At 38.8% G+C, this 23,202-nt stretch carries 19 protein-coding genes; 9 read left to right on the top strand and 10 right to left on the bottom strand.

Annotation, left to right across the window (positions count from 1 at the left end; translation table 11 throughout):
- Nucleotides 1-198 precede the first annotated feature (198 nt).
- From CCS90_RS07620 to CCS90_RS07610, 3 genes are all read left to right on the top strand, one after another.
- On the top strand, nt 199-579 hold the full coding sequence (locus tag CCS90_RS07620) for a hypothetical protein (protein ID WP_099018959.1): 381 nt from the start codon (nt 199-201) through the stop codon (nt 577-579).
- A gap of 105 nt (nt 580-684) precedes the next feature.
- Nucleotides 685-1,497, top strand: coding sequence for an RHS repeat-associated core domain-containing protein (locus CCS90_RS07615; RefSeq protein WP_162846749.1), 813 nt, complete (start codon nt 685-687; stop codon nt 1,495-1,497).
- A 6-nt stretch (nt 1,498-1,503) separates the two neighbouring features.
- Nucleotides 1,504-2,223: a hypothetical protein gene (locus CCS90_RS07610; protein WP_133566442.1), complete on the top strand. Its 720-nt coding sequence runs from the start codon at nt 1,504-1,506 to the stop codon at nt 2,221-2,223.
- Here the strand turns inward: CCS90_RS07610 and CCS90_RS07605 are convergent.
- The 3 genes from CCS90_RS07605 to CCS90_RS07595 all read right to left on the bottom strand — a co-directional run bounded on the left by CCS90_RS07605 (nt 2,213) and on the right by CCS90_RS07595 (nt 4,594).
- Nucleotides 2,213-2,638, bottom strand: coding sequence for a hypothetical protein (locus tag CCS90_RS07605; RefSeq protein ID WP_099018956.1), 426 nt, complete (start codon nt 2,636-2,638; stop codon nt 2,213-2,215). The two genes, CCS90_RS07610 and CCS90_RS07605, sit on opposite strands and share 11 nt — an antisense overlap.
- Nucleotides 2,639-2,640: 2 nt before the next feature.
- The gene (locus CCS90_RS07600; protein WP_211336984.1) at nt 2,641-3,021 is read right to left on the bottom strand and encodes a helix-turn-helix domain-containing protein; all 381 of its coding nucleotides are present in this window, start codon (nt 3,019-3,021) and stop codon (nt 2,641-2,643) included.
- 637 nt (nt 3,022-3,658) lie between these two features.
- Entirely contained in the window at nt 3,659-4,594 is a 936-nt protein-coding gene (locus CCS90_RS07595; protein WP_099018955.1) for a transposase, read from the bottom strand.
- A gap of 532 nt (nt 4,595-5,126) precedes the next feature.
- Between CCS90_RS07595 and CCS90_RS07590 the strand changes: the two genes are divergently transcribed.
- Both CCS90_RS07590 and CCS90_RS07585 read left to right on the top strand, forming a co-directional pair.
- Complete coding sequence (locus CCS90_RS07590; protein ID WP_162846748.1) at nt 5,127-8,459, top strand: RHS repeat domain-containing protein; 3,333 nt, start codon at nt 5,127-5,129, stop codon at nt 8,457-8,459.
- A complete protein-coding gene (locus CCS90_RS07585; protein ID WP_099018953.1) occupies nt 8,437-8,853 on the top strand; it encodes a hypothetical protein in 417 nt (138 codons plus the stop codon). The genes CCS90_RS07590 and CCS90_RS07585 overlap by 23 nt, the downstream gene beginning before the upstream one ends.
- A gap of 793 nt (nt 8,854-9,646) precedes the next feature.
- Here CCS90_RS07585 and CCS90_RS07580 read toward each other — a convergent pair.
- The 4 genes from CCS90_RS07580 to CCS90_RS07565 all read right to left on the bottom strand — a co-directional run bounded on the left by CCS90_RS07580 (nt 9,647) and on the right by CCS90_RS07565 (nt 13,301).
- A complete protein-coding gene (locus tag CCS90_RS07580) occupies nt 9,647-10,582 on the bottom strand; it encodes a transposase (protein ID WP_099018952.1) in 936 nt (311 codons plus the stop codon).
- A 1,698-nt stretch (nt 10,583-12,280) separates the two neighbouring features.
- Entirely contained in the window at nt 12,281-12,652 is a 372-nt protein-coding gene (locus tag CCS90_RS07570; RefSeq protein ID WP_099018950.1) for a hypothetical protein, read from the bottom strand.
- Between the two features lie 107 nt (nt 12,653-12,759).
- Nucleotides 12,760-13,008 carry a hypothetical protein gene (locus CCS90_RS14845; RefSeq protein WP_143751550.1) on the bottom strand — a complete coding sequence of 83 codons (249 nt, stop codon included), beginning with the start codon at nt 13,006-13,008 and terminating at the stop codon, nt 12,760-12,762.
- 71 nt (nt 13,009-13,079) lie between these two features.
- Nucleotides 13,080-13,301, bottom strand: coding sequence for a hypothetical protein (locus CCS90_RS07565; protein ID WP_099018949.1), 222 nt, complete (start codon nt 13,299-13,301; stop codon nt 13,080-13,082).
- A gap of 104 nt (nt 13,302-13,405) precedes the next feature.
- Between CCS90_RS07565 and CCS90_RS07560 the strand changes: the two genes are divergently transcribed.
- The 4 genes from CCS90_RS07560 to CCS90_RS07545 all read left to right on the top strand — a co-directional run bounded on the left by CCS90_RS07560 (nt 13,406) and on the right by CCS90_RS07545 (nt 16,681).
- Nucleotides 13,406-13,657, top strand: coding sequence for a hypothetical protein (locus tag CCS90_RS07560; RefSeq protein ID WP_099018948.1), 252 nt, complete (start codon nt 13,406-13,408; stop codon nt 13,655-13,657).
- 2 nt (nt 13,658-13,659) lie between these two features.
- A complete protein-coding gene (locus CCS90_RS07555) occupies nt 13,660-14,010 on the top strand; it encodes a hypothetical protein (RefSeq protein ID WP_099018947.1) in 351 nt (116 codons plus the stop codon).
- A gap of 547 nt (nt 14,011-14,557) precedes the next feature.
- Nucleotides 14,558-15,910 (top strand): DUF11 domain-containing protein, encoded by a 1,353-nt coding sequence (locus CCS90_RS07550; protein WP_143751549.1) that lies wholly within the window; start codon nt 14,558-14,560, stop codon nt 15,908-15,910.
- 273 nt (nt 15,911-16,183) lie between these two features.
- Nucleotides 16,184-16,681, top strand: coding sequence for a GNAT family N-acetyltransferase (locus tag CCS90_RS07545; protein WP_162846909.1), 498 nt, complete (start codon nt 16,184-16,186; stop codon nt 16,679-16,681).
- Between the two features lie 113 nt (nt 16,682-16,794).
- Here the strand turns inward: CCS90_RS07545 and CCS90_RS07540 are convergent, their stop codons facing one another.
- The 3 genes from CCS90_RS07540 to CCS90_RS07530 all read right to left on the bottom strand — a co-directional run bounded on the left by CCS90_RS07540 (nt 16,795) and on the right by CCS90_RS07530 (nt 22,405).
- The gene (locus tag CCS90_RS07540) at nt 16,795-17,568 is read right to left on the bottom strand and encodes an expansin family protein (protein ID WP_133566549.1); all 774 of its coding nucleotides are present in this window, start codon (nt 17,566-17,568) and stop codon (nt 16,795-16,797) included.
- 466 nt (nt 17,569-18,034) lie between these two features.
- On the bottom strand, nt 18,035-20,626 hold the full coding sequence (locus tag CCS90_RS07535; RefSeq protein ID WP_099018943.1) for a TonB-dependent receptor plug domain-containing protein: 2,592 nt from the start codon (nt 20,624-20,626) through the stop codon (nt 18,035-18,037).
- A gap of 888 nt (nt 20,627-21,514) precedes the next feature.
- The gene (locus tag CCS90_RS07530; RefSeq protein WP_099018942.1) at nt 21,515-22,405 is read right to left on the bottom strand and encodes a LytR/AlgR family response regulator transcription factor; all 891 of its coding nucleotides are present in this window, start codon (nt 22,403-22,405) and stop codon (nt 21,515-21,517) included.
- Between the last annotated feature and the right edge of the window lie 797 nt (nt 22,406-23,202).

The raw sequence follows: 23,202 nt of genomic DNA, 5'->3' as shown, positions 1-23,202 counted from the left end.
CTCCGTTTAAAAACTATATTTTGAGCAATTGGTGGGTAATTATCTGTGGCAAATTACTGAAGAGCGTGTAAGAATTTGTTGATTGGGGTGCCTGTCCTTGATTAGTTCAATTGATAAATTTTGTAAGTTGAGAGCCCCAAAAAATTTATCGACTTATGTAAGAAGAGGAAAGAAAGACTTTTTGGCAGGTGCGGATTAATGAATGATTATATTGATAAAATAATAGGCTTTTACTTTGATGGTGGCTTTGACCAAATGATCATTGATGGTGAACTTAGTGGTGAAGAGATTAAAAGATATGGTAGTCTTGCAGTTTTATTTCATCATTCTTTCGGCGACATTTCGGACTTTACAGATGAAGAAAAGGAAGATGCTTATTCATTAGTTGAATCACTGTATATTTTTCTTGAAGTCGAATTAATGTTTGGGGAGTCTATTGGAGGAAAGCTTATTGATGAAATTGGTTATGAAATTTGTTCAGGTTACGATTTTGATGCGGATAAATACAGAAATGAAATTGAAAAGGGGGTTGCTTTGATTCAGAGTAAGGGGCTAGAGTTGTTTAAGTTAATTCAGTGAGATTTTTTAATATTGAGTTGGTTATCAAGTTTTATTCGTCTCTTCCCTGAGACTCACCCCTTCGGGGCTGTCGTGAAAATTCTTTCCTGAAGAATTTTTGGTGAATTGGATTATCAGTATGGTGCCATTGAAAACAACTACCTGTTTACTGGCGAGCAGTATGATAACAATGTTGGGTTTTATTATTTAAGGGCGAGGTATTATAATCCGGGTATTGGGCGGTTCCAGAATATGGATACGTTCCCGGGGATGCAGTTTGAGCCTAAAACATTACATAAATATTTGTACACTGCCAATGATCCGATTAATTTAATTGATTATTCCGGTAACAGTTTCAATACTTACTCCTTGAGCCTAGCTCAACAAATTGGCGCAAGAATGCAAATGTATGCGTTAGCATTTCCAAGAACCTATAGGTTGGTTGAAATTGCTGCAGGTGTCGCCACGCCTATTGAAATTGCAGCATTGAATCCAGTAACTGCAGGTTTGATTACTGGTGGAGCGTTAACTTATCAAGGTATAAAAAATCTTGATAAAGCAAGAAAATTAGCAGAGAGCTCATATTGGTTGAGCAGAATTAAATCGGGGAATGAGTTTGAAAAATTCATAGGTCATTTAATTCGCTTGAAATCTAATACAAAAGCAATTCTAAATGGTACAAGTGATGTGGTTGGAATCCCTAAAGGTTCGGCAATCCCTGATTGGTTTTATAAAGGGGGGATTTTAGAAGCAAAATTAACCGGATCCGCCGTAAAGAAAAATCAAATCCAGCAGTATGCAATGTATTTGAAAGATGAAGGTAATTTAACATATGTGTTTAAAACTAAGCCAACAGCAGCAAAAGTACAACAAATGGAAGGCTGGATAAAAGAAACAGGATATAAAATTAATTTGAACATTGCATATCTATTTGAATAAATGATTATGAAAAAAAATGATTTAAAAAAGCTATTACCTTCTGGGTTCGAAAACAGCAAGCTAATCAAACATGCTGTGAGCTTATGTCGTAATAATATTGAATTAAGTGTTAGATTAGAGACATCAGATTTTTGGGAGTTAAGTTCACACACAGAAGTAGAAAAAAAAATAGTTATTATTGTGTCTATAGAAATATATGATAAATATTCTAAGCTTTATGAAAAAAATATTCCAATTCATATTATTGAAGCCTCGGTTTCAACAAATTCAGGAAAAATGATTTTAGTTGATGAATGGAGTGATTTGCAGCATTGGGAAACTGACGACATTAGTGGTTTAGCTAATTGTCTTGATAATTGTGTTATTCCTTGGATTAATTGGATTATGAACCCTAAGGTAATGATTGAGTATTTAAGTCACATTGAACATTCAAGTGAATCTCAATTGCCTGAGAAAGCATTGGAAAAATTTGAATCAATTCTCATAGATATAGATATTAAGTTTCCTAAAAATAATAGAAAAGGTTTTAATGGTGCTATAGCTAGTATTTACGAAGCTATAGGAGAAGTCGAGAATTCATTGAAACATTTAAAAATTCATCAATTTAATACCCAAAAAGACTATAGACCCACCAAAATTGAATCGATTAATCAAGCTTATCAGGAAAAATTAGAACTTATTGAAGAAGGTATAAGAAGGCTGGAAAATAAGCTTGTTAGTGAATAATATCTAATGCGTGCTTATAGACATGCTTTGCCATGTCTATGGGTGCGGTGTTCTTTTCAAAACGGTCCATCAACCAGTATGCTCCGTTACAATGATTTGCTATTAAGCCGGAGATTACTACTGCACAGATTATGGCATTTTCATCAGCAGATGTTTGAAACCCTATACAGGTATCAAAATTTTTAATTTCCGGGTGGTCTTCAACTGCAAACATGGTGTCTTCAATGGGCTCATAAAAGTATTCGAAACTTATTTTTTTCCCTCTGAAAGAGCAATTAAATTGTGTCCACGATGAATTTAACTCTGTGCCAGGGTCAATGCTAATCTCAAAACTATTTTTGGCTAATAGTGATTGAAGTTGATCAATATCAATCATATCAACCTGCTTTATGAAAATAGAAATATCTACAGCCATTTCTATTTAGCCGCCTGTCTTCCAGAATCCCAGCGTCTTGATTCATATTTAACCAACATGCCTTCCAGCAGTTCCTGAATAATGTCTTGTTCTTTCTCTCCCAGGTTGGCCACAGCTTCAAACATCAGCTTCATTTTATCTGTAGGTGCTCGATCAGATCCATCAAAGACCAGTTCATCTATAGATACATGCAGTGATTTAGCCAGTTTAATTAAACCCTCTAAGGTTGGTTGAGAAGAACCTGCCTCGTACCGTCTAATTTGATTGATATGTATGTTGGCAGTATCAGCCAGTGCTTGTTGGGTTAAGCCTTGCGACTTACGTATTTGAATCAGTTTCGATGGGAAGCTCATTGGCAATAAATGATCAATAATAATTACCATACTTTAAACCTATAAAAAAAACAATACAAAACAATACAGGACAGTCATTGATTAAGAAAATAAAAAACAATACAGGACAGTCATTGATTAAGAAGAATAATACAGGACAGTCATTGATTAAGAACAATACAGGACAGTCATTGATTAAGAAAATAAAACCAGTTCAAAACGCTCATTTTTAGTTGAGTTTCAGGTGAAAATTATAGAGGTTTAAACTTTAATTTGATTGGCTTGCTAGTTAACTGAAGATTTTATGGCTTTAGCCAGATTTGAAGCGAGTTAGACGGTTGCAGAGATGATCTGCTGGTTAACTTTTGTAGGTCATTTGACTACTCCAGAGCAGGAGTGAGCTTAATACCAACGGCCCAATTGCGTTTAGTTTTCTTGGATAACCTATCAAGGACATACAAACCTATCAAGGACATACATAAACTAATACAGGACAGGTACTGACTGAGGATACTTAGTTGAAGTTTTTCTGGGTTTTTAGCGCTTAAAATGGCTTGCTTAAGGTGTTAGCTGGGTGAATTTTTGAGGTGGTTTTGTAGAAGTTGATTTTTAAGCGATTTTACTGGATTTTACTCGAGCTGGACGGATGCAGAAAATATCTGCTTGTTGATTTTTGATGAGCTCTAAACTATTCTAGGGTAGGTTTTAGATGAATTCCAAGCGTCCATTTGCGCTTTGTCTTGGCTGAATATTCTTTGAGTTGTTCAGCGGTTCCTACAGCTGAAAACCCAATGGATTTGAATCCTTTTAATTCGTCTAACCAGGAGTCTGGGTTAATACCAACATCATCAATGGTTTTGGCTGTTTTCTCTGAAATAAAGCCACGCTTGTCGTCCCTTAAACACCTACCTGTCTCATCAACTAGATCAATGTAACTTGATAGATAAAAGGGCAAGTCATTACCATCTTTCCCAAAACCTGAAAGCCAAGTGTTATTGTTCTCAATTCTTTCCTTAATCGAAGTGAATTCAGAACCTTTCAAATCTTTCGCGATAGCAGCTCGAATCGGGTTCAGATCAACGTAAGCCATGCAGGTCAGTAAAGCCCGTTCATCAAGCAGGGCTTGGGATTTGAAGCGTGACTCCCAGAAGTGTCCGGTACATTTATCTTCCTCATTAGCCATACGAGCAACGTACTCATTAATTGACTTCATATACCAAGATACAGACGCCAATCTACACCGGTATTCAGTCACATATTCTTTGACTTTCCGAAGCTCAGCTTCAGTTTCTATTTCACCTTTAAGATATCGATCACAGAGCACGGGTAGAGAGTATAACGAACACCAGGTCATAAGCACCTGAGTGGCATTCCATTCTTTAGTTGAATTAACCTTTAAAACGATGTGAAAGTGGTTACTCATAATGGCATAGGAACACACATCAATGGCGAATACTGAAGTAACTTGTTTGATGCGGTCAATCAGCCACTGGCGGCGATGCTCAAATGACTTACCAGATACCTTATCCTCACCACAAAGGAAAGCCCTGCGAACGCACCTGGACACGATGTGATAATAGGGCGTCTGTTCAACACATATTTGTTGATTCCTTGCTACAGTCATACAAAACTCCATGTAAAAGTATGATTTTGGACTTTAAAGGCAAAATTATCTGTAGCAAAACTCTGATGAGCGTGTAAGAATTTATTGAAAGAGGTGCCTGTCCCTGATTAGTTATACTTATAACTCCAATGAATCCAATTGGTGGGTTGATCAAATAACCACTAGCGTGACTGAAACGACCTTATCAGAATCAGGAAGTTATGACACACATCAAAATTATGGAACCCACCCAGTTGATCGACGAACAGAATCATTGTTTTTCTGGGGCTCGAATGATCTTAGAAAACTAGAATGCCAATTCACAGCTGGATATGACATTTCAAATAATATTGACTGTAATCATGCGGTAAACAGATCTGATTTGGTTAAGAATGTTTTTGAATATGATAATTATGGCAATGTAATGACCACCATAACTTCTGGCGTTGCTGATCATGATAATTTAGTCACACAAAACAGAAATACCACCATAACTTTTGATGCATTGGGTTACTTTCCTGAAATCATCAATAACCAAGGACTGTTATCCAGTATGGATTATCATGCAAACTCAGGAAAAGTAAAAAATCAAACAGATCCAAATGGGGTTATAACGGCTTTCACATATGATGATTACAACACACCAACTGGAACCTTTACCTATAGTTCAACGGTTAATAACTTAATAGAACAACCAACCGCATCAGCTTTGCGTCAATGTGGCAACAATTATTGTGATGATCAACAAAACTTGGTTAATACGTTGATGGGTAATTTTAATACAGAATTCAGTACAGTTTCTAACACCGGATTTTTCTTTACAGACTCAAGTCTTACCATTCCAGAGCTTAAATTTATAACTGAAACCAGAAAGCCAGGCTCTCCGATGATCACATCCTGGCTAGACCAAAACGGTCAAGCTGTTTTGAGTAGGACTATACATTCAGGTGAAGACTCATATGTATTTAGTTTAACTAATCCACTCGGACAAAATGAGTTGGTGACCCAACCTTTTGAAGTTTTAAACAATAATTTCACTGGTGTTTCAGGTAGAAACATTCCTCATTACACATTCACACAATACGATGAAAGAGGCCGTTTATTTGAAACGTTAATCGATATGGGTAATTTAACCACCAATGGCGGTTCAGACTGTAAAAGAAACACCCAGTACGTTACAGAAGGTGGATTTACAGAAATTACGGCCATGGCAGCCGACTCAGGATGTGAAAACACCAACAATCCGAGCCTAACCATGTACCGAAGTTATGACTCAGCTGGAAAACTGCGTCAAACTGTCGATGCCAATAAACACGTAACACAATACTGGTATGACTCAGCCGGAGCTCCTTACATCATCGCTGATGCCATGGGCAACCCGATTATCACTGAGTATGATAATTTAGGTCGCAAATTAACAGTTCAAGACCCGAATATGGGTAAAAAGACTTTCAAGTACAACTCATTTGGTGAAGTTGTTTACCAACAAGATGATGTGCAAAAACCACAACTATTGGCTAACTACATGGTCTATGATGAGTTAGGACGAATTACAGACCAATATGCCAATGTTGATACAAACCTACAACCCAAAACTAGTTATAGGGCATACCATGATAAAACCGTATATACCCATGCACTGCTGACTTCTCAAACAAGAGACAGCAACTCCAGTCAAATGGGTTCTGTCAATGAAGATCATTTTAATCAAGTTCATTACAAGTCATTCGAATACGATGAATTTGCTCGAATCATAACTGAAGAAGTTACTATCAATGATCCAAATCTAGGCATCACTGATATTACCGATGTGAGTTCTCGTACAGATCATTATTATTATCAAGATCATAACTTCTTGAAACAAACCATCTATTCATACCCGTCTCCAGATGATGAGCAGCTTCATACAGGGTACTCAGTGGTTAATTACTATGACATTTTTGGTTCATTAATCGAACAAAGGGACAATCCACGTTCTAGTACCATCATGAGTGTAGATGACTTCAACTTAAGGGGGCAGATTGAACATAAAACCTTATATAGCCTAACCGGTGAGAACAGCATGGTCAGTAGCTATACCTATTATCCGGGCACAGGCCAAGCAAAATCTATCAGTCACGGTGATGCGAATCGAACTGATTCTCAAGTATTCAACTATGAATATGATGGCTGGGGTAACATCACCAGTCATAATCAGAATATAGATGGTGGCGGTATAAATGCATCAGAAACATTTGCCTATGATGAGTTACAAAGATTGATTACATCTACAGTTGGTGGACTAACCCCCATTAGCTATTCCTATGACAATGGTGGTTTAGGGAACTTGGAAGTTAAATCAGACTTCTCAATAGATCAGAGGTATGGTGAGAATAACCACGGTCATGCTGGGCCCAATGCCATTACCACAGCATCATTAGTAGATGCCAACGGAGTTTTGACTAATGAAACCATCAGTTATAATTATGATGCAAAAGGCAACAGAATAAACGAATCCTCATCATCAAGATTTAACACTTTTGTTTATGATTCATATAACTTGTTGATTCAGTCAGAGAAAATTGTTTCAGCAGAATCGATTAACTTCAGATATGGAACTGACAACCAACGATATTTTAAAGAAGAGACATCTTTCGATCAAAATAATGAGGCTGTGATCGAAACCACTTTATACTTAGGGCCACAGTTTGAATTGATTCAGAACGCCACCACAGGTGAGCTTCAGTCCAAGTTTCAGCTATCTGATTATCTGATGGTAACCCGTGATGCCAATCAGGTCTTTAAATACCACTTTATGCAAAAAGACCGTTTGGGTTCAACCACTCAGATCCTGGATAAGCAAGGCATTCGCATTGCATTGAAAGGCTATGACGCCTTTGGTAAACCAAGAGAAGGAGATACGTGGGGCCGGATGTCAGCACCAGCTTTGAATTTCGAAGATGAGGACAGCCTAAGCACCGCTGAAATCGATGTGACCAAGCGGGGCTTTACCGACCATGAACATCTGGATAACTTTGAACTGATTCATATGAATGGCCGAATGTATGATTTTAATAATGGCAGGTTCCTCAGCGTAGACCCATTCATACAAGGGACTACATCTCAGGCGATTAATCCTTATAGTTATATACAGAATAATCCTTTGTCAGGGATTGATCCTAGTGGGTATGTAATAGTCAACCCTGTAACAGTTGCTATTGCTAAAAATATTGGTAGATTAGTTTTAGGCAAGGCAGCAAAGGCTGGTTTGAAGAGTAGTAGAATGACTCCTTCAAGAGAGTCTACTTTATCAACAGATAATACAATGAGTATCATTGAAGCCAAAAAGACTATTGCCAATGAAGGTAAATTACCTCCTAATATTTTTGTTAAACCTCCACCAACCGATCCATTGTCAATTTTTACACCACCACCTACAGAACCAGCTACAACTCCAGAAACTGCTCCTTTACCAGAACAGAAGCATGATACTGCTGGTGATAATGGTATGCGAGATGTTCAAGATACTAGTATAATGACTAGTGATCAGGGTGATGTTTCTGATACAGAAAGTGAAAGTTCGGGTAAAAAATTAGATACATTGATTGGTTCATCTGAAAATCACAAAACTAATAAGAGTAAAAATACAATCTCTGAAAAGCCTCAAGGTAATTTTGATGGGGCTGTTGAAGAGTTTGATGAGCTAGGGTTAGATGACGTTAAACCGTTGACTGGCGACGGTGTTGAAGGGAAAACTGGAAGCACAGATGATGGTAGAACAGTTACTGTCCGAAGTCGTAGTAAGGATGGAAGGCCAACAATACAAGTTCAGAAAAATAAAGCAACAAAACCTGAGCAAAAGAGAACAACTAATGAGGTTAGGTATGGAAAAAAGCCAAATGAGTAGCGGTTATTTTGGAAATTGCAATTTTGAAAAAATATTTGATGAAAAGGTGCCTAAGCGTATCAATATTGAATCAATCAAATATGATATTGAAGGGTTTCGTGTTATTTTGAAAGAAGAGGATTGTGTTGATGCAAAGAGAGTGAAATTGACATTTGAAGATTTTGAATACTATACCGTTAGCCCTAATATTCCTGATCGTTCAATAGATTTGTTTGAGTCATCAAAATGGCCATTCTATGTCAGTAACGATTCTGCGCTGATTAGAAAGTACCATCATGAAACGTTCAACCTATATGATGAACAACCAATTAAGCATTATGTGCTTATAAGTGTTGATGATGAGACGATTGAGGTATTATCTCAATGTGAGCCCATTTTTACATTGCTTCCTTAACTGCCCTGAGAAAACTAATCAAGAAACTAATCAAGGACATGCATCGCTTAAGGACTGCAAACCGAACATTGATCGAAGTTTTAGTCATAAAAAAGTACTGATTTGACCTCCGAACTCACAAAGGAAATGGTCAATTAAAGGTTTGGACTGTTTTTAGTTGGTTTTGGCGGCTTTTATCCGAGTTGGACGGTTGCAGAGACGATCTGCTGAGTGACTTTGTGGTGTTGTTAGGCTATTCCAAAGCAGGTTTAAGCTTAATTCCAAGCGTCCATTTTCGCTTGGTCTTGGCTGAGAATTCTTTGAGTTGTTTGGCTGTTCCAACCGCTGAAAAAATCGTTCGGAACGATTTTTCACGTAAGCCCTGCAAGGGTGAGTGTCAGGGATGATACGAATAAAAACCGATGGATTTGAAGCCCTTTAATTCACACATAACGGCACAAAGCCAGCGCTTCTTTTGCTGTGCAAAAACCGCACTCACTTTTTAGCCTATGCTACCCAGTCATCAGGATTGATACCAATTTGATCAATGGCTTTAGCTGATATCTCAGAGATAAAACCACGCTTGGCCGCTTCCGCATACATAAAGGACATGCATTAGTTAAAGAATCCAATTTAACTATTGGGGCTTTGTTTTTGCTTTAATTGGGTTAAAAAAGATGCTGGCTTGGTGTTGGATCGGCTGGAATTGCAGAATATTAGAAGATAGTTTGGATTATTAATGGTTTAGTCGAATTTAGGGCGAGCAGAGTGGTTGCAGACATGATCTGCTGAATAAACTTTTAGTGTTATTGAACTATTCCAGAGCAGGAGTAAGCTTAATACCAAGGGTCCATTTACGTTTGGTTTTTAACGAATATTCATTTAACTGCTCAGCCGTTCCAACAGCAGAGAAACCGATGGATTTAAAGCCCTTTAATTCATCCAACCATGTATCAGGATTGATGCCAATTGCATCAATAGTTTTAGCAATTCTTAAAGAGATATAACCTCTTTTATCGTTACGTAAACATCGACCAGTTTCATCCACCAAATCAATGTAGCTAGAAAGATAAAAGGGTAAGTCATTATCACCTTTGCCGAAACCAGAAAGCCAAGTGGATTTCATTTCGATACGTTCCTTTATTGAGGTGAAATCAGAGTCCTTTAAATCTTTAGCCATAGCTGCTCGAATCGGGTTTAAATCTACGTAAGCCATGCAAGTTAATAATGCTCGCTCATCAAGCAGGGCTTGGCTTTTAAAGCGGCTTTCCCAGAAATGACCGCTACATTTGTCCTCTTCATTGGCCATTCTGGCAACATACTCATTGATTGATTTCATGTACCAAGAAACAGACGCTAATCTAGCACGATATTCAGTGACATATTCCTTAACACGTCTAAGTTCGGCTTCAGTCTCAATCTCACCTTTCAAATATCGGTCACAAAGCACGGGTAATGAGTAAAGTGAACACCAAGTCATGAGCACTTGTGTGGCATTCCATTCTTTAGTTGAATTAACCTTTAAAACGATGTGAAAGTGGTTACTCATAATGGCATAGGAACACACATCAATGGCGAACACAGAAGTGACTTGTTTGATGCGATCAATGAGCCACTGACGGCGGTGTTCAAAACTCTTTTTTGATACTTTATCTTCCCCGCAAAGAAAGGCTCTGCGAACGCATCTGGACACGATGTGATAATAAGGTGTTTCTTCAACACAAATCTGCTGGTTTCGGGCTACAGTCATACAAAACTCCATTTAAAAGTATGATTTTGGACTTTAAAGGCAAAATTATCTGTGGCAAAACTCTGATGAGCGTGTAAGAATTAATTGAAAGGGATGCCTGTCCTTGATTCTTTCTATAGTAAATCTGGTGAAATGCATACCAAAATAACATTAAGAGCAAGAGAGATTCAAGAAAATTTCGATAATTGGATTAAAAGAAGATGATTAAGATAAATGATAGAAAACTTTATTTTTTGATAATTGTATTAATATATCTAATCAGTTGTTTGATTATAAGTATTAATGTAGATGTTTTAATACAAAATAAAGTGCTAATAAGTATGTCAAAAACAATAGAAGAACATTTGTCTTTGTTTAATGAAGTTGAACAAACTATTTCAAATGGCTATTTAAAAAACATATCCATTTCGAATAACTTATTTATACTATTAGTTTTGGTGTTAATTCCATTACTCTTTGCAAATAAGATTAAGTTATATCAAAAAAGTATATTATTTGTAATTCCAATATTAATTTTTTATTTTTCTTCATATCTCGGCCCATCACATTAAAATGTATTAGGTGTGTCGAGACTGTAAATCAATCTGTGTATCTGCCTATTATTAACTAACTAAGTTAAAGTAGGTAGATTATGAAAGATGAAGAATTTGATAACCAATAAAAGACATATATGAACGCCTCGATTAATTCAAGCAAATTAATACTATTTTAATGTTGTTGCCAGTTTGCTAACCAATCAAGGACATGCATCGCTTAAGAATTACAAACTCAATTTTTAGCGATGTTTTAGTCATAAAAAAACGACTGATTTGACCTGCTAATTTACAAGAACCAATAAAGGACAGGCATTAGTTAAAGAATTCAATTTAACTATTTGGGCTTTGTTTTTGCTTTAATTGGGTTAAAAAAGATGCTGGCTTGGTGTTGGATCGGCTGGAATTACAGAATATTAGAAGATAGTTTGGATAAACTAATCAAGGACACACATCGCTTAAGAATTGAAATATAAGCTTTAGGCGATGGTTTAGTCATAGAAAATTAATTTTTTGCATGTGATGTATCTGGAATTAATTGATCAACTTGGATTGAGTAGCTGACTACTTAAAATTGAGGAGATTTGACAAATCCAGGCCGAGTTGGACGGTTGCAGACATGATCTGCTGATTAATTTTTGATGATTATTGAGCTATTCCAAAGCAGGTTTAAGCTTAATTCCAAGCGTCCATTTTCGCTTGGAAACTAATCAAGGACATGCATCGCTTATGGACTGCAAACCGAACATTGATCGATGTTTTAGTCATAAAAAATTACTGATTTGACCTCCGAACTCACAAAGGAAATGGTCAATTAAAGGTTTGGACTGTTTTTAGTTGGATTTCCCGAATTTGATCCGAGTTGAGCGGTTGCAGACAGAATCTGAAGATTGAATTGTGGCGATTTTAAGCTACTCTAAAGCGGGCGTTAACTTAATTCCAAGTGTCCATTTTCGCTTGGTCTTGGCTGAGAATTCTTTGAGTTGTTTGGCTGTTCCAACCGCTGAAAAAATCGTTCGGAACGATTTTTCACGTAAGCCCCGCAGGGGTGAGTGTCAGGGATGATACGAATAAAAACCTATGGATTTAAAGTCCTTTAATTCACGCATACCGGCACAAAGCCAGCGCTTCTTTTGCTGTGCAAAAACCGCACTCACTTTTTAGCCTATGCTACCCAGTCATCAGGATTGATACCAATTTGATCAATGGCTTTAGCTGATATCTCAGAGATAAAACCACGCTTGGCCGCTTCCGCATCCTGCTCACTCGGCACACCTACATCCATGTAGGCGTCATCCCTTAAATATCTACCGGTTTCATCGACCAAACCAATATAGCTTGAAAGATAAAAGGGCAAGTCATTACCATCTTTCCCAAAACCTGAAAGCCAAGTGTTATTGTTCTCAATTCTTTCCTTAATCGAAGTAAAATCAGAGCCCCTTAGATCCTTAGCCATTGCGGCTCTTATCGGATTTAAATCTACACGCATAACGGCACAAAGCAACCACTTCTTTTGCTTCGCAAAAACCGTAATCACTTTTTAGCCTATGCTGCCATGCAGGTTAATAAGTAAAGCCCGTTCATCAAGCAGCACAAGGAAAAACATTATGACGGTTTTCACGAAGTGAAAGAAGTCTTAGTGTTTTAACTGGTCGTGCGTGCTTGGCTCTTGAACCTTGACTCCCAGAAGTGTCCAGTACACTTGTCTTCTTCATTGGCCATGCGAGCAATGTATTCATTAATCGCCTTCATGTACCAAGAAACAGACGCTAATCTAGCACGATATTCAGCGACATATTCTTTCACTCGCCTTAACTCTGCTTCGGTCTCAATCTCACCTTTCAAATATCGGTCACAAAGTACGGGTAATGAGTAAAGTGAACACCAAGTCATGAGCACTTGTGTGGCGTTCCATTCTTCAGTTGAATTGACCTTTAATACAATATGACCAACAGTAGGGGCTATTAGGCCAAATGGTTGTTCATGATGGCATATGAACAGACATCAATTGCAAAGACAGATGTCACTTGTTTGATGCGATCAATGAGCCACTGACGGCGGTGTTCGAACGACTTTCCTGAAGCCTTGTCTTCACCGCAAAGAAAAGCGCGTCGAACACATCTTGAGACAATATGGTAATACGGCGTTTCTTCGACACAAATCTGTTGGTTTCGGGCAATAGTCATACAAAAACTCCGTTTAAAAACTATATTTTGAGCAATTGGTGGGTAATTATCTGTGGCAAATTACTGAAGAGCGTGTAAGAATTTGTTGATTGGGGTGCCTGTCCTTGATTAGTTTTATACAAGAAGCGCGAGGATCTGGAATCCCGCAAGGCCAATTTTTAGATGATATTGCTGCTGAAAAATTTATAGCAGATAGGTTGGGCCAATTGAAGAATGGGGCAAAAACATTTGATGCGCCTCCTGGTTTGGGTCGAATCATCCACCCTAATGGAACTTTTACTGATGCTAAACATATAAGAATAGTTCCTAGTAAATCTGGTGTTTCATCAGCATTTCCGATATATCAAAGAGAATAAAAATGAAATATAAAGCGTTAGAGTTGCTCAAAAACCTTTCCAATCAGTTGTCGTTATCATATGAACCTCAAGACTGGGGAATAATTAACGCTGATTCAAGTCGATTTATAGAGTTTAATAAATACTACTGTGATTCTAATCTTGAATCTTGTGAAAAATACCAAATAGAGGAATTGATAATAGCCTCTTTTAATGAAGTGCTATTAAATAATATGCAAACGTATGAGAGCTTATCAGTATTTTTTGGTTTTTTAAATAAAGCTGAGCATAAGGTGGTTTTAGATTATTGGCAGTCCTTAAATGAAGATGAATTTCCAGTTGCTAGAATTATTAAAATAGCTGGGAAGAACTAAAAAATTAATCAAGAGGCATTGAAAAACTAATACAGGACAGGCACTGACTGAGGATACTTAGTTGAAGTTTTTCTGGGTTTTTAGCGCTTAAAATGGCTTGGTTAAGGTGTTAGCTGGGTGAATTTTTGAGTTGGTTTTGTAGAAGTTGATTTTTAAACGGTTTTACTGGATTTTATTTGAGCGGGACGGTTGCAGACATGTTCTGCTGGATAGAATTTGAGGGTTAAAGTGTTATTCCAGAGCTGATGTTGGCTTAATTCCAAGGATTGGGGTGCCTGTCCCTGATTGGTTCACCTGATTGGTCCAAAAGTAGGGCGCTTAAGGCAGCCTGATATTAATCCACCGTCATTGAAATAATATAAATTCAAAAATTAATTAAAAACTATTTGGCGTTAAATCATTCGCTTTCTCGCATCTATATTTAATTAACCTAAATTGTGTCTATGAAAAACAGAATATTGATCCGTGTTTTGGTGTTTGGTTTTATATTTAATGCCGATGCAGCCCTTCTTTATGGAATTTGAATCAAAGCCCCACAGGGGAAGTTTTGAATGGTATTTCTGCTGTCAATAATTACTTTGTAATAGGTGTTGGCAACTATGGCAGTATTGTGCATTTTGTTAACGGCGATAATGGCACCCTAATTCCCTCTGGCACGACCAATGATTTATATGATGTCTATGCTGTTTCAGAGGATCTGGCGGTAGCTACAGGAAAGGACGTGGTGTTATTATGGGATGGGTCTGCCTGGAATAAAATTGTGGATTCTGCCACTGATACACCCTATACAGGGAGCTGGATAACCCCTGAAAAAGATGTTGTTTTTTATCAATCTTTAGTTTTTTTTAATTTTGTTTGTCCTCACCATCCAGGTTTGCCTCCAAACCAACAACCCTTTTGTCGTGGTTACAATGATCCCATGTTAACGGCTTGTGGTACCACTGAAGACATGAAAATGTTCACATCTGATGGAGATATACATCATATTGACAGCACTTTAGCAGAGCTCAGTGGAACAGCTGATATGCCATTGCATGATGAGTTAATCCCTCTGGATCTAACGGCGGTATGGATTCCTCAATTAGGCTGTATTCCTGGTGCATTTAAGCCATTTGAAGCTTTTGCTATCAGAAACACCAATGAATTTTGGCATTTTGATGGTTCAGCTTGGTCAAATATGAATGTGACGATTCCAGGTGATCAAACGTTGTCTTGGTTAGATGGAACAGGGCCTGGGAATATAGTTGCGGTTGGATTCAAGCCAGATGGTAATGGTGGAAACTCAGGAGTACTTTGGACATACGATGGAACTGACTGGGTTGAAGACATCAATTTACCAGCAAATACACCAGGCTTAACTGACGTCGTTGCTACCATCAATTCACCTGATCGTGTATTTGGTTCAGGGTTCGATCCTGTGGTGAATAAGTTTGATCAGAATGACGCTAAGTTGGACATTCTGGTTGCTGCAGAGAATGGAGAATATCTAAACTCATCATCTCTTTTCCCTAGTGCTTTAACTGATGTATCTGTGAGTAAACGTTTATTAACACCTGAACCCATAAAAGCTGGAGATCGAATTACTTTTCAGTTAGTTATACAAAATTTAGGACCTTCAACAGTACAATCACTTAAGGTTCATGATGTGTACTGGGAAGATATTTTCTATGTCGATAGTAACTGCGGATTCTCATTCTTTCAAACAGCGCCCGGTTGGAACTTAGCGGAAAGAAGTATCAGTTCATTTGAACCAGGAGATGTATTAAGTTGTACTATGGAATTTGATGTTGTTGGTGCAGTGGGTAATATCTTGATAAATAGAGTTTATGTTTCTGATGTAAATGACATAAATTACAATAATAATAATAGTACGGTAGAATCTCTTATCCATCCAAAGTAAAAAAATATTCATATATGGTACGGTGAATTTAGGTACCAACATCGATCAAGTCATCGATCAAGGATAGACATTAATTGAGCAGGCTAAACTGAGCAGGATCTTGACCTTCCCCCAACTCAGTACCACACTTAGAATGAGAAATTTCACGCAAGCCCTGCAGGGTGAGTCTCAGGGTTGTTACGAATAAAACCCCATGGATTTGAAGCTTTTTTGACCCATCAAGCATGTTTGGTGGCTTTAAGTTTCTATGTAAATGTGTTAGAATAAATGGTTATGACTAAAGAAATAGAATGCCGGGCCGCGAGGTCTAATGATGCCAAAGACATGATTACCGTTCAATTTAAAGCGGTTCAATCAATTTCAAAAGAGAACTATCCCAAACAGGTTTTATCAGCGTGGTCTCCTAAACCAAACACCGAAAGAATAAAGTGGTGGGCTGATTACATCAATAATGACAATGTACGCTGTTATGTTGCTACCAACAAAAAAAGCAAAGTGTTGGGTGTGGCCGTTTATTTAATCGCTGAACAATGTATCAAATCATTGTACGTTGATCCTAAACATTCGAGAATGGGCATAGGCTCACGATTGTTGCAGCGAATTGAGCGCTTCGCTGACAGAAAAGAGGCTGATAAACTCAACATCAAAGCTTCTCTAAACTCAATTTCGTTTTATAAAAACATGGGTTTTCAAAAAATTAAAGAAGTCAAACAAATACTCAGCAACGGCAGTACCATGGAAGCGACATTCATGGAAAAAGCCATTAATTGATCAAGGACAGGCAGCGCTTAAGCGTTGAAAACCAAGCCTAGGGCGATGTTTTGGTCAAACAAAGAAATAAAGGCTGAAGTGACTCCTAATTTACTGCTGCCATTATGTTTTTTTCAAAAGCCAAAGTCTTCAAAATCATCAACAAAAATGATTGAGTCGATGGATTCAAATTGTTTACTTTCACTGCCGGTGATCAATACGTCGTCCATCATTCCAGGGACTGTATCTGTAATGATTTGATTGTTGATGCCTTGTATTCTGACTGCCATTGGGAACTCGTATGGAACTGTGCAGGCGCTGCAAGTGAAAAAATTGTCTGAGGTTCTTTCTGCAGTAAAGAATGGACCGTTTGTTTGCGGTTGTACTTGTAAACTTTTGATGGCTATGCGGTGGTTTCTGACACCCATTTTTATATAAAAAGGGTTGGAACCTTCAAACAAATAGGCCAGAGTGGTGTTCCCAACTGGGCAATCTATGGCTGACCATGCGATGTCCCATCGGCCGTCCAATTGCGGTTCAGCATGTAAGTCAAGGTCTCCTTCAATACATTCAGGACAACGGTCAACCACCAAGGCAGTAAACTGTTGTGGAGGTGGGTCATTACCCAAACCCGTGCCTAAATAAGTGGCTGATAAACATGTACCACAACCTGCTGACATATCACCAGAGGTGTATTGGGATTGATTCAACGCCACTTTGAAATCCAACTGATTTCCCCATGCAGGTAAGGTTGCCATGATTTGACAGTTTCCAGCACTGCCCAATCCAGTGTAGTAGGTGGCATCTCCAAAATGTTCTGACTCATACAATGATATGGCTGTGCTTTGGGCGTTCAGCCAAGTGCTGTAAATCAATAACATAGAAACAATTAATATGCGTGCTGTCATGATGACCTCTGAGGTGATACCTATAACAACAATTAATCTATCACAACACCCGACATAGTTCAATCGTTCCTGATATTGGCCAGGTTGATAAATCACCTCCAGACCGGGTGACATTTCAGTGAAAGGATTGATGGTAAAATTTTGATTTCTGACGCTTTGAGCTGGTCAAGGCCAGGCATTAGATGGCCAGTGAGGGTTGTATTAAAATAGAAATTTCAGAAAATACAAAGACAGGTGTTAATTGATAACTGCCAAACGCCTGAGTTTAGCAATAGGATTTACTACAGAAAGGGTTTTTAAGAAAAAGTGTACCACCACTCCGATGCCTACTATATAGATGCAATTCTTTTAAGAGAACATACCAAAACACATGGTTCATTGCTTCTGTGTTTTATAAGTGATGGTACAAACCTATTTTAAGCACATGAGTTTCCGTTGAAACTCATGTGCTCAGTCAATGACTTGATCAGAAAGTTTGTGTGTATCTGAAGTAAGTCACACGACCAAAACCGTCATACAGGTTAAAGTCATAATCACGTGAATCAATGAATCCACGTCCAATTGGTGGGAATTTCTCACCGGCGTTACGTACACCGACTGTGAAACGACCGTCCCAAGGTGCATGGTAGTTCAACTGTACATCATGAGTGGTCCAAGAAGGCGCTGATGTATTTGCTGCATCTGCATCTTGGTCACCAATGTAGTTGATGTTGTAAGCCAAGCTCCAATCGCCATATGAATACATGTTAGACAGTACGGCACGTTGTTCTGGTAAACCAGGCGTTTTCGTTAAGTCACTGCCTCCGTCGATGGTGTAATCGAGCATGTGAGCCAATTGGAAACTTGTACTCATGTTTCCACCAAACAACTCATAATTGAACCTGGCATTCAAATCAATACCAGAAGTGTCAACTGTGCCGTCATTACCGAAACCGGACGTACAGAACAAAATGGCACCTGATGGCGCACGGGTACAACTCAAGCCTGGAGGGTTGGCCACACCGTTTGCATCATTGTTGATCAAAGTTTGTGCACCAAAGCTACGAATACGGTTGGTGATTTCGATGTCCCAATAATCAAGTGTGAAGTTAAACCAATCGACGGGTTCATAAGCCAAACCAACAGAGAACTGATCAGAATCTTCTGGTTGTAACGCTGGGTTAGCTACGATGTTGTCATTGATTTGTAATGAACATGCTGGGTCTTGGCCTTGTGCGATACAAGACTGTGGGTCACGAACAGAAGTCGCTGAAAAAGATGGTTTCTGAGTTAAGATGTCCAAAGTAGGCGCACGGAAACCTTGACCATACGAACCACGTACCGTTAAGTTATCCAATGGCTGCCATCTGACAGATAATTTAGGTGCAAAGTTGTCACCAAAATCAGAGTAGTCATCATAACGACCGGCTAAGTTGAACTCTAAGTTGTCCAAAACTGGGAACAAGGCTTCGAAGAACACAGAAGTTACGTCACGGTTACCAGCAGCTGAGTTACCAGCAGAACCACCGACTTGACCCGCTTCTGATTGTGGATCGTATTGATCTGCATATTTTTCTTGGCGATACTCAGCACCCACATACATTGAAGCCGGGCCACCGTCCATATCAAACAGATCAAATGCAACCGAGCCAAACAGTTCGTCTTGATCGTACTTGGCATTGCGGTAAATAGTGATTCTCATGGCATTCAACACACTTTCTGGCGAGTTGTATGGGTCTGCCAAGTTATAAGAACCGTCTTCGATCAAAGCAAAAGCAGCAGAACGCAATAAGTAGTTAGTTCCCACATCAGTGGTTCTGTTGTCGGTGTGACGCAATCCGAATTCAACTTCGGCATTGCCTACTTGGCCAGTTGTGCCCACCAAGAAATCCAATTGTTGTGTGGTTACTGTGCCATCACGATTACCCAGGGCATCAAAACGGTGCCACCAGTTAACGCCTTGTGGGTCCAGACCCAAAGATGGATCATACAAAGGGCTTGCTGGATTGGTTGGGTTGTTGGGGCTGTTGGCAGTCAACGGCGCACCAAAGTAAGAAGAATCAGGAACCGGTGCATAACGACCGAAAGATTCAGATTGAGCAAATGTGGTGTTGGCCCACAATTCCCAATTGTCATTGATTTCATGTGTTGCTTTGGCATAGAAAGACTTGTTTTCAGTAGAAGCTTCATCAGCTGATACCAAAGTGAAATCGTATGAACAACGTGTGCCATTCGGTGAATTCGAGTTGGGTGTAGTGAAGAAACCAGTGCCTGGGAAATCACAACCTGCGCCATTGGCATAAGAGGTCCAATCGAAATTGTCAAAGCCATCAGTGATGGTGGTGAAGCTGTTGCCGTATACAGAAGAACCTTGAATCACCCAAGGGAAATCACGTGCGAAAACGATCTCGCGGTCATTCCAAGAGACACCAGCCAATAAGCTAGAACGGTCTGATGAAGCGCCGAATACGATAGAACCTTCTTCTCTTTCACCGCCGTTGGCAGGAATTGAAACGTCGGCAGCACCCAACATGATTTCAGCGCCTTGGTAATCTGAACGTGTGATGATGTTAATAACACCACCAATCGCGTCAGAACCATAGACCGCTGAAGCACCATCGGTCAACACTTCAATTCTTTCGATCGCACCCATAGGCAGGGTACTCAAGTTTTGTGTTGAACCAGTGGCAGGTGATTTTGGTAAACGACGGTTGTCGATCAATACCAAAGTTCTAGAAGAACCCAAACCACGCAATGATACAGTGGCTTCGCCTTGGGCTGAGCTACCTGATTGTGGACGGAAAGAACCGGCACTGTTAAAAGTTAAGCTGCGAATGAAGTCAGCAGCGTTAGATTCACCACTTAATTCGATTTGCTCTCTAGTAATGACTGTAATAGGTAATGCACCTTCAACGTCTGAGCGTTTAATGCGCGAACCCGTTACAGTGATTTTACCTTGCTCTTCAACTGCGTCTTCTTCCTGTGCCAAAGCAACAGTACCAAAAGCAGAAGAAGCGATAAAACCTGTAAATAATGCTTTTTGTACAGCATTAGTAATAGGATTACGTTTCAATTTCATTTTTTTCTCCAAAATAATTATCCTAAAAATGGCATGGCGTTATTTCACATAGGGTTTCTTTTGTTGCTAAAAGAGTTAATATTTCATTAGCATTTCATTAACTTAATGTGAGCCATCAACGACTATCTTAGATACTGTTCGATGATTTAAAATACAAATGCAGTGAACTTAGGCGATATTGAAGTGAAGGGATTGAACGCCATTGCTAACCCTAAACGGCAGAAAAGGGCTGTTAACTGCAAAATTTCAGCCGTTTAAATCAAAATTTATCGTTTTTACAGCAGTGAGGGCGCACATGACTGCGTTTGAAATGACTCTTCAGAATCATCCAATTGATTCGGCCTCAGCACCCAAAGGATGAAAATAGTTGCTACAACAAAGCCATGATCTTGTTTAAAGCCTGAGACCGTGAATGCATTGTATGATTGTTGTTCACATGTTTACTGACAACGATCGATAGTGTAAATCTCTGCGGTTCTTGTGTTTGGCCTTTGTATAGGAGTTTAAGGGCTGTGGTGGCTTTTAAAAGGTGAAGCCAGTGTCAGGGAGTTGTGTTGATAATTCAGTCATACATAATGGTAATCAGGGTGGATGTGGACACTCCTTTAGAAACCTTGTGGCCATGGATCTAATTGGCAATAAATACCTGTGATGTGGAAATATAGGTTTGATGGTCAATGAGGCTTTAGCCTCAATAGGAATTGGCGACTGTGCTTGTTTTGAGTCAGTAGACCTGAAGACATGCCGTCATTATTAAGAGGCATTGGCAGGCTATGAGCAAAGCAAAAATCTTAGCTATTGGTTTTATTTCATCGATGAAAGGTGGGTTTGTCTTTGAAATCAAATGGCAGGGCACATGGGATGAATCATCAGTCCAGAACATCCATTTTATGCCAACCCAGTATGGTAAAAATCATTGATCATTTTAATCTTGCTTTTAGATACTGAAACCTCATCACCTGATTTAAGTTTAACCAGGCCAGTGCCTTGGGTTTGAAATTCTTGTACATTATTCATATTAACAATGGCGCTGCGGTGAACGCGAAGAAAGTTCTCTGGCAGGTTGCCTTCCAGCGCCTTGAGGCTGGATCGCATTGAATAAGTCGCTTCTTTGTTGATACAGTGAATGTTGACGCAGTAATCATCGGCTTCTATCCAGTCTATGTCATCAACCGAAATGATTTTATATGAGTTGCCCACTTTGATTTTTAAAACAGGGGTTTCTAGGTCCTTGTTGCTTGTTTTTTGGTAGTATTGGCTCAAATCTTTTTTGGTTAATTGGCTGAGCTTAAGAACCTGGACGCTGAGTTGGTTGTTGATGCAATAGAGGTACATGATGAATGCCAGAAAACTGTAGCCAAAAAAGTATATGGGTAGTTTTTGAAAGACCAAGGAGATGAAGTAGTTTTGGTAATTGTTGCCTTCCAATAGTTTTTGTCCACTGATCACCACTTCCAACATTGACATGCTGCCGATCACCAGCACCAAGATCAGACCAATAACTGCCAATGTTTTACTGATATCCAGCATACTCAGTTGTTCTTTATTAGCCATGGATTTGACTTGGAACCATAATATTCCTGCATAAAGCAACCACAGCAACCATTTTCTGAATTGTTTGAAAAGCACTTCATCAAAACCTAAATTGGGGTCGCCAATGTTATATAGACTAGAATAATGCATTTGTTGCGCCGTCTGAAAGAATATCATTGTTAGGCACAATAATAGGGTAATGCTGATAAAGGTTTTATTGCTGATGTTTTTGGTTTCTATTTGCATTTCTATGGTGTTCAATTCTTTAATGAAATATTAAAACCCACAGCATAGCTTGTGTGGTTAGTTGCTGCCAATATGCTATAGGTACTGACTGCGTTATTTAATATATGAAATATGAGCTCAGTAACCTTGTTATCTCAATGTTGTAGTGAATGAGGAAATGTTGTTTGGTTAAGTGTTTCCCATCATCTTAAAATTGAGTTTTTAGATAAAAGTGCCGATTAGTGGGTAAAACCATCCAGTTAACATGTTACCAGTAGACCAAAGGCGTGGTGCATGGTGATCGATAAGTCAGCAACTGTATGATATAAAGCCTGGTTTAAATTGACCCACAACGGAGCAATGACAGCAAACATTCCCTGCATGTTTTGTCTGTTTATTTATTGTTATTTAGCATAGATAATGGGCCATTGCTTTGCAATTCAGTTGCAGTTAAATCACGGGTATATGCAGTGAATCAGCACAAAATTACTGTCAGTCAAAGCTTGAGGCATATAGACACTTTTACCTGTTAAAAAGTAATTTTGAATCCTATGCGGTGATTGATAAAATTCAGGTATTCGATTTACCGGTTAACTTAAACATGAAGCCGTGCTATAAGGGTTCGATCAAGGCCAATCAACTGATGGGGCGAATTGAAAAAAAACAGGCTAGGCACAAGCCATCATTCAGGGTAAATAATATTGAATATTTGATCACTTAAATCTCATTGAATCCATGAATGTGGCCAATGCTGTGATTTTTATCAGTGGCAAAAATTTGAGACGCGTGTGAAAATAGATTCATGAGGTTTGTGCCTG

Source organism: Marinicella litoralis (genome assembly GCF_002591915.1).
In the GTDB taxonomy this organism is placed as follows: domain Bacteria; phylum Pseudomonadota; class Gammaproteobacteria; order Xanthomonadales; family Marinicellaceae; genus Marinicella; species Marinicella litoralis.
The sequence above is the reverse complement of the archived record's forward strand: the minus strand, read 5'-3'. Positions and strand labels throughout refer to the sequence as shown.